This is a genomic window from Bradyrhizobium sp. HKCCYLRH3099 (genome assembly GCF_051167855.1).
In the GTDB taxonomy this organism is placed as follows: domain Bacteria; phylum Pseudomonadota; class Alphaproteobacteria; order Rhizobiales; family Xanthobacteraceae; genus Bradyrhizobium.
The window spans coordinates 89,590-97,523 of sequence record NZ_JBNPTW010000027.1 but is presented as its reverse complement, the minus strand read 5'-3'; the positions used below and the strand labels follow the sequence as shown (position 1 = coordinate 97,523).

Sequence of the window (7,934 nt, the reverse complement as noted above, 5' to 3'; positions counted from 1 at the left end):
CTCGATGCCCATGTTGCGGCCTCGCGCCAAAGCCAAAAAGAAGAAATTTGTGACGCAGTAGTACTAATCCGCCCTACGGACCGCGCTCATCCGCCTCACGCGCTACGCGTTAATCTCTGGCAGCAGATTAGCCGTAAATAGTGGCGCCATATCTCGAACGTGTGGCCACTGCGGCGTCAACGCGGACGGCCCATCACGAGCAGGAGCCCGCTGCTCCCAACCGCATTACTCGAACAGACTGGATCTGATCTGGCGCGCGTGATGCAGCACGCCTCGAATCTCGACCACGTCGTTCGACACGGTGTAGTAGATGAAGTGCGCTTGGAAACGAAACCGCCGCAAACCACGCCGGAAATCCTCGGCCGACTGGCCGATGGCGGGAAAATCCGCGAGCAATTCGAAGGTTCGGATCAGTCCGGACGCATACGCTTCCGCCTGATAGGCCCCGAACTCCGCCTCTGTGTAGTCGTAAATCTGCGCGAGCTGATCTCGCGTGCGTATCGTGAGGCGATAGCTACCCACGGCGCACAGCGGCGCGCTGCCGGGCAGCGGCGATGATGTCCTCGGCCGTCTCGTCGGTAAACGTCTCGCAATCGGGATGAGCGAAGAATTCCGCGAAGCGCTCAATTTGCTCTTCGCGTGTCAGGGCATTCCACTCTGCCAACTCCGCCGGGCGCGGCGGCATCGCCGAAGGAAATGCGCGGATCTTTGTTTCAGACATCGGTCGTTCCAGCGAGAGGGAACACGGTAGCATTTGTGGCGAGAGATATAGCATCCATCGGCGGACTTTGCGAGGTCGGCCCTGCCGCAGTCGCGCCAGTCGCAGCGCGGAGCAAGGCGCCCTACTCTGGCTGTCCTGATTTGCCCGACGAGCACCGTTGCGCCTTCCGACGGGTCTGAATCACTGCTGCGCCGTGTCGAAATCGGCTGCGCCGAACACCCGATTTCATCGTCGATCTCAATGAGATCGTCCGTTTCAAGAGGCCCCTCCAAAATAAAAAACTTCCGAAAATCAGCAACTCATGCGTATTCTGTCCGCGTTCCGGTCCGGATGAGGGGCGTACGCGTCGTCACGACACGTTGGATCGGCAATGCGGTGGACGTGAGGGCATCAGCGCGCCGGATGGTGCGGACGAATGATGCGCTTGCGGACGTGAAGTCGCGTGGTCCTGACACCCCGATGCTGGTGTCCCTCGCGCAATGCGCGAAAGCGTGTTGTCGCGACACGGTGGCCAACAAGCCCGGTGCACCGAGGAGATCGCGTATAAGCGTTAAAACCGCCGCGCAGGGAATGCCGGGTCGATCCGGCTGCACCTGTGGTACCTGCCGCCTGCATTTTTGTTCGCAGGCGGGCCATGGGTGAGGCCATCACCCGGCATTCCCTGCGCCCTCATCGTTGTTCGTGAGGGACGAACTAACAGCAGACCTCGGGCAGGATGTGCCGCGAGACTGCAGCCGCATGTCCGTGCTGTTTGAGAATGTGAAATCGACCACAGCGATGCTGCCGTAGGGTGGGCAAAGGCGCGCCTCCGCTTGAGCCACGAGCCCAACGCTGTCGCGCGCCGTGCCCACCGTGGCTGCCGCGCAGGCGGATACACGGTGGGCACGCAACCGCCCTGCGGGCGCCCGCTTTGCCCACCCTACGGACTACAAACTCCGCCGTCGTCCCGGACAAGCCACGACGCGCGCCAGCGCGGCTTGGCGCCGATCCGGGACCCATACGCCGCGGTCGTTGTGATGGGCAAAAAGCCAACGGCCAGCCTGCCTCAAACCGCTCCCTGGGGGTATAGATCCCGGCGTGCGCCGGGACGACAGCGGTGGTTGTTGCGCGAGAGGTGGCAATGGTGGGCACGGCGCGCGCTGGAGCCCAGGACGTGGCGTGCAATATAGCGAGCGCGCCTTTGCCCCAGCCGTCTCCAATCGACGCGCCGCGCCCTACCCGCCCGGCTGGTCGTCGTGCTCGGCTTGCGACAGTTCGGCGATGGCGAGGTCGCCGGTGTCGGCCATGCGGGCCTTCGCGGTGGTGGTGACGTGGGCGGCGAGCGCCGGCATGCGGGCGATCAGGGCGTGAAAGTCCTGCGCGTCGAGCACCAGCAGCCGCGTCTTGCGCGTGGCCCTGACGGTGCCGGAGCGCTTGGTCCGGTGCAGCAGCGCGATCTCGCCGAAGAAGGTGCCGTCGGCGAGCCGCACGCATTGCGTCGGCAGTTCAATCTCGACCTCGCCTGCGGTGATGAAATACATCGACGAGGCGACGTCGCCGCGACGGACGAGAATCTCCTCGGCCTCGATGGTCCGCGCCCGCAAGAGCCGCATGATGTCGGCGATCTCGGACGCCGAGAGATGCGAGAACAGCGGCACCCGCGCCAGCATGCCCCAAGTCACCACAAAGTCGCGCCGCTTCACCTCGTCGGCAAAGGCGTTGGAGATGATGGCGACCGGCAGCGCGATCATTGCGAGGCCGCCGATGATGGTGAACACTGAGATCGCCTTGCCGAGCGAGGTCACCGGCACGACATCGCCATAGCCGACGGTGCCGAGCGTCACGATCGCCCACCACATCGCGTCGGGAATGGTGCCGAACTTGTCGGGCTGCACGTCGCGCTCGACCGCATAGAGCAGCGAGGCGAACAGCAGCACCGCGCCGGCGAGGATCGCGAGGCAGCCGACCAAGGTGCGGCGCTCGGCCTGGATCGCCGCCAGCAGCGAGCGCATCGCCGGCGAATAGCGCACCAGCTTGAGGAACGGCAGCACCACGAGCACGGCGAGCGTGGCGTGGTCGCCGAACGCGAGCACGACAGCGGCCGGCAGGAAGGCCATGAGATCGATGATGCCGAGCGCGGAGAACGCATATTGCAGGCGGTCACGCAGTGGCGAGACATGTTGCGGCGTGTGGCCGGCGACGCTCCAGAGCCGGGCCACATATTCGAAGCCGAACACCAGCACGGCCATGACCTTCACCGCGGTAAAGGTCGGGCCGAACCGCTCGTCGAGATGCGGCACCGAGGCCAGCACCGTTGCCAGCACGTCGGCGAAGATCACGATGACGACGGCGCGCACGAAGCGCGAGCCGACCGAGAGCGGCAGATGGTCGTGCTCGAGCAGCTCGTAGAGCCGGTCCCGCAAATCGGGATCGGGCATGCGATCGGGATCGCGAACGCTCTCGCCCGGCCCGAGCTGCGGCACGATCAGCCGGCCTTGCTGATCGCGCTCTCGATCGCGGCCAGCGCAGCCTCCGCCTTGGATCCATCGGGACCGCCGGCCTGGGCCATGTCGGGACGGCCGCCGCCGCCCTTGCCGCCCAGCGCCTCGGACGCCGCGCGCACCAGCTCGACCGCGTTGAAGCGCGCCGTGAGATCGGCGGTCACGCCGACGACGACGCCGGCCTTGCCGTCCTCGCTGCGGCCGACGATGGCGACCACACCGGAGCCGAGCTGCTTCTTGGCCTCGTCAACCAGCGACTTGAGATCCTTCACCTCGACGCCATCGACCGCGCGGGCCATCAGCTTGATGCCGGCGACCTCGCGGATGCCGGAGGCGGCTCCGCCCGCCGCCGCACCGCCGCCCATCGCGAGCTTCTTGCGCGAATCCGACAGCTCGCGCTCGAGCTTCTTGCGCTCCTCCATCAGCGCCGTGATGCGCGCCGGCACCTCGTCGACGGTGGTGCGCAGCTCGGCCGCGGCGGCCTTGGCGAGCGCGAGATTGTGGTTGGCATGGGCACGGGCGCCACGCGCCGTCAGCGCCTCGATCCGGCGGACGCCGGAGGCGACAGCGCTCTCGGATGTCACCGCGATCAGGCCGATGTCGCCGGTGCGCTTCACATGCGTGCCGCCGCACAGCTCGACCGACCAGCCCATCGCGTTCGAGCCCAGCTCGCGCGCCGCGTTGCCCATCGAGACGACGCGGACCTCGTCGCCATATTTCTCGCCGAACAGCGCGCGCGCGCCGGCCTCGCGGGCGTCGTCGAGCCCCATCAGCCGGGTCGTGACCTCGGCATTCTCCAGCACGACGTCGTTGGCGATGTCCTCGACGCGGGCGAGCTCTTCCGGGGTGATCGGCTTCGGATGCACGAAGTCGAAGCGCAGCCGGTCGGGCGAGACCAGCGAGCCGCGCTGGGCGATGTGGTCGCCGAGCACCTGGCGCAGCGCCTCGTGCAGGATGTGGGTGGCCGAATGATTGGCGCGGATCGCCGAGCGGCGCGAGTGATCGACGTCGAGCTGCAGCGCGGTGCCGAGCTTGAGCGTGCCCTGCTCCACGGTGCCGATATGCGCGAACAAATCGCCGGCCTTCTTCTGGGTGTCGGTGATGCGGACGCGGACGCCCTCGCCGGTCAGCACGCCGGTGTCGCCGACCTGGCCGCCGGACTCGCCGTAGAACGGCGTCTGGTTGAGCACGATCGCGCCGCTCTCGCCGGCCTTGAGGCTGTCGACCTCGGCGCCGTCCTTGACCAGCGCGGTGACGGCGCCCTCGGCGGTCTCGGTCTCGTAGCCGAGGAACTCGGTGGCGCCGAGCTTCTCGCGCAGCGGGAACCAGACGGTCTCGGTGGCCGCCTCGCCGGAGCCGGCCCAGGCCGCCCGCGCCTTCGCCTTCTGCCGCTCCATGGCGTCGGTGAAGGAGGCCTGGTCGACGCTGATGCCGCGCGACTTCAGCGCATCCTGGGTGAGGTCGAGCGGGAAGCCATAGGTGTCGTACAGCGTGAAGGCGACGTCGCCGTCGAACATGTCGCCCTTGGAGAGCGAGGCCGACTTCTCGTCGAGGATGGCAAGGCCGCGCTCCAGGGTCTTGCGGAAGCGGGTCTCTTCGAGCCGCAAGGTCTCCTTGATCAGCCCCTCAGCGCGGATCAGCTCCGGATAGGCCTGGCCCATCTCACGCGTCAGCGCGCCGACCAGCTTGTGCATCAGCGGCTCGCGGGCGCCGAGCAGCTGGGCGTGGCGCATCGCGCGGCGCATGATCCGGCGCAGCACATAGCCGCGGCCTTCGTTGGACGGCAGCACGCCGTCGGAGATCAGGAACGACGAGGCGCGCAGATGGTCGGCGATGACGCGGAGCGACGCCTTCTGCGGGCCCTGCGGGTCGGCGTTGGTGAGGTCGGCGATGGCGCGGATCAGCGCGACGAACAGGTCGATGTCGTAATTGTCGTGCTGGCCCTGCAGCACCGCGGCGACGCGCTCGAGGCCCGCGCCGGTGTCGATCGACGGCTTCGGCAGGGGATTGCGGACCCCGCCCTCGAGCTGCTCGTACTGCATGAACACGAGGTTCCAGATCTCGATGAAGCGGTCGCCATCCGCCTCGGGCGAGCCCGGCGGGCCGCCCCAGATCTTGTCGCCGTGGTCGTAGAAGATCTCCGAACACGGGCCGCACGGGCCGGTGTCGCCCATCTGCCAGAAATTGTCCGAGCCGGCGATTCGGATGATGCGCGACTCGGGAAGGCCCGCGATCTTCTTCCAGAGCCCGAACGCCTCGTCGTCGTCGATATAGACGGTCGCGGTCAGCTTGTCCTTCGGGAGGCCGAACTCCTTGGTGACCAGCTTCCAGGCGAGCTCGATGGCGTTCTCCTTGAAGTAGTCGCCGAACGAGAAGTTGCCGAGCATCTCGAAGAAGGTGTGGTGCCGGGCGGTGTAGCCGACATTGTCGAGGTCATTGTGCTTGCCGCCGGCGCGGACGCATTTCTGCGACGTGGTGGCGCGGTTGTAGGGCCGCTTCTCGACGCCGGTGAAGACGTTCTTGAACTGCACCATGCCGGCGTTCGTGAACATCAATGTCGGGTCGTTACGCGGCACGAGCGGCGAGGACGGCACGATATCGTGGCCGTTCGCAGCGAAGAAATTGAGGAAAGTCGACCTGATCTCGTTGACGCCGCTCATAGCAATCCAATCGAAGAAGTCCGGGAATTCGGCGGCATTGCTTTTAGACAAGCGTCCCTCACGTGTCCAGAAACTGTGCAGAAACATCATGGGGTTGCTGCACGGCTCCTAAAGCTGGTTGAAAGCCATGGTGACGCGTTGACAGCTCGGTTGAGCTGGTGTTTTGTCGCCGCACTGACGTTAGTCGCGTCGGGAGAGATCGGTCTTCTGAGGTTCTGGTTGAACTTCAAGGGATCGGCGCCGAAGGAGCAACCGCCCCGGAAACTCTCAGGCAAAAGGACCCTCGCGACTTCAACTGCATCTGGAAAGAGGCGCTGGCCGGGCCTGGTCCCGGGAGGCGTCCGCCGACGGGATAATACTCTCAGGCACAGCGACAGATGGGGCTTCGATGGCGTTTTTCGGGACTGGTCCCGAGGAACCGCGCGAGGACCCCTGATGGCTGAACCGGCTGCTGCGACTTCTTCTTCCTCTCTCAAGCGAACGCCGCTGCATGCGCTCCATGTGAGCCTCGGCGGCAAGATGGTGCCGTTCGCGGGCTACGAGATGCCCGTGCAATACGCGCCCGGCGTGCTCAAGGAGCACCTCCATACCCGCGCTGCCGCCGGGCTGTTCGACGTGTCGCACATGGGCCAGGTCGCGCTGGTGCCAAAATCCGGCAAGGTGGCCGACGCCGCGGCCGCGCTCGAGCGGCTGGTGCCGCAGGATATCGTCGGCATCCCCGCGGGCCGCCAGCGTTATGCCCAGTTCACCAATGCCGAGGGCGGCATCCTCGACGACCTGATGGTGGCGAATTTCGGCGAGCACCTGGTGCTGGTCGTCAACGCCGCCTGCAAGGAGGCCGACATCCAGCTGCTGCGCGACGGCCTGTCTGACGTCTGCGACGTGCAGCCGCTGACCGACCGCGCGCTGCTGGCGCTGCAGGGGCCGAAGGCGGCAGGCGTGCTGGCGAAATTCTGTGCAGACGCGGAAGCCATGCGGTTCATGGATTCGGGCCCGCGCACCGTCGACGGGCTCGCCTGCTACGTCTCCCGCTCCGGCTATACCGGCGAGGACGGCTACGAGATTTCGGTGCCGGCCGACAAGGCCGAGCAGCTCGCCGAGGCGCTGTTGTCCGACAAGGACGTGCTGCCGATCGGCCTCGGCGCCCGCGACAGCTTGCGGCTCGAGGCCGGGCTCTGCCTTTATGGCCATGACATCGATACGTCGACGACGCCGGTCGAGGCAGCGTTGGAGTGGTCGGTACAGAAGGTCCGGCGATCAGGCGGCGCGCGCGCCGGTGGCTTCCCGGGCGCCGACAAGATCCTGGCGCAGTTCGACAGCGGCGCGGCGCGTCGCCGGGTCGGCCTGCGGCCCGAGGGCCGCGCGCCGGTGCGCGAGGGCGCGACGCTGTTCGCGACCGCCGACTCGACTGAACCGGTCGGCAAGGTCACCTCGGGCGGCTTCGGGCCGACGCTGAATGCGCCGGTCGCGATGGGCTATGTGCCGACCGCCCTCGCCGCGCTGGACACCCAACTATTTGCCGATGTGCGCGGCCAGCGGCTGCCGCTGCGCGTCGCCGCCACGCCTTTTGTCCCCAACACCTACAAGCGCTGAAGGACGTCCATGACCACGCTCTACACCTCCGACCATGAATGGCTCAGCATCGACGGCGATGTCGCCACCATCGGCATCACCGACTATGCGCAGGCCCAGCTCGGCGACGTCGTGTTCGTCGAGCTGCCGCAGGTCGGCCGCGCGCTGAAGAAGACCGAAGCCGCCGCCGTGGTCGAATCGGTCAAGGCCGCCTCCGACGTCTACGCGCCGATCACCGGCGAGGTGGTCGAGGTCAACCAGGCGATCGTCGACGAGCCGGCGCTGGTCAACACCGATGCCGACGGCAAGGCCTGGTTCTTCAAGCTGAAGATCGCCGACAAGGCCGAGCTCGGCGGCCTGATGGATGAGGCCGCCTACAAGGCGCACACGGCGTGAGAGCCGCGGTGCGGCGACACCCACCGCTGTCATCGCCCGGCTCGACCGGGCGATCCAGTACGCCGCGCCCCCTCCGCCTGATCTCGACAGCAGCGATTACTGGAT

General features: G+C 66.8%; 6 protein-coding genes and 1 riboswitch. Of the genes, 2 read left to right on the top strand and 4 right to left on the bottom strand.

Translation table 11 applies throughout. The annotated features are described in order from the left end of the window. Positions 1 to 225 precede the first annotated feature (225 nt). From ACQR1Y_RS33235 to alaS, 4 genes are all read right to left on the bottom strand, one after another. Positions 226 to 522 (bottom strand): type II toxin-antitoxin system RelE/ParE family toxin, encoded by a 297-nt coding sequence (locus ACQR1Y_RS33235; protein ID WP_434860985.1) that lies wholly within the window; start codon positions 520 to 522, stop codon positions 226 to 228. Next, positions 515 to 721 (bottom strand): hypothetical protein, encoded by a 207-nt coding sequence (locus tag ACQR1Y_RS33230; protein WP_434860984.1) that lies wholly within the window; start codon positions 719 to 721, stop codon positions 515 to 517. The genes ACQR1Y_RS33235 and ACQR1Y_RS33230 overlap by 8 nt, the downstream gene beginning before the upstream one ends. Positions 722 to 1,935: 1,214 nt before the next feature. Further along, complete coding sequence (locus ACQR1Y_RS33225; RefSeq protein ID WP_434879714.1) at positions 1,936 to 3,183, bottom strand: cyclic nucleotide-gated ion channel; 1,248 nt, start codon at positions 3,181 to 3,183, stop codon at positions 1,936 to 1,938. A gap of 2 nt (positions 3,184 to 3,185) precedes the next feature. Beyond that, positions 3,186 to 5,861, bottom strand: coding sequence for an alanine--tRNA ligase (gene alaS / locus ACQR1Y_RS33220; RefSeq protein ID WP_434879766.1), 2,676 nt, complete (start codon positions 5,859 to 5,861; stop codon positions 3,186 to 3,188). 180 nt (positions 5,862 to 6,041) lie between these two features. Then, positions 6,042 to 6,154: riboswitch (glycine riboswitch) on the top strand. A 142-nt stretch (positions 6,155 to 6,296) separates the two neighbouring features. On the opposite strand from alaS, the gene gcvT reads away from it, so the two are divergent. Next, positions 6,297 to 7,454 carry a glycine cleavage system aminomethyltransferase GcvT gene (gene gcvT / locus ACQR1Y_RS33215; protein ID WP_434879715.1) on the top strand — a complete coding sequence of 386 codons (1,158 nt, stop codon included), beginning with the start codon at positions 6,297 to 6,299 and terminating at the stop codon, positions 7,452 to 7,454. Positions 7,455 to 7,463: 9 nt separating this feature from the next. Further along, the gene (gene gcvH / locus ACQR1Y_RS33210) at positions 7,464 to 7,829 is read left to right on the top strand and encodes a glycine cleavage system protein GcvH (RefSeq protein WP_006610141.1); all 366 of its coding nucleotides are present in this window, start codon (positions 7,464 to 7,466) and stop codon (positions 7,827 to 7,829) included. The last annotated feature ends 105 nt before the right edge of the window (positions 7,830 to 7,934 follow it).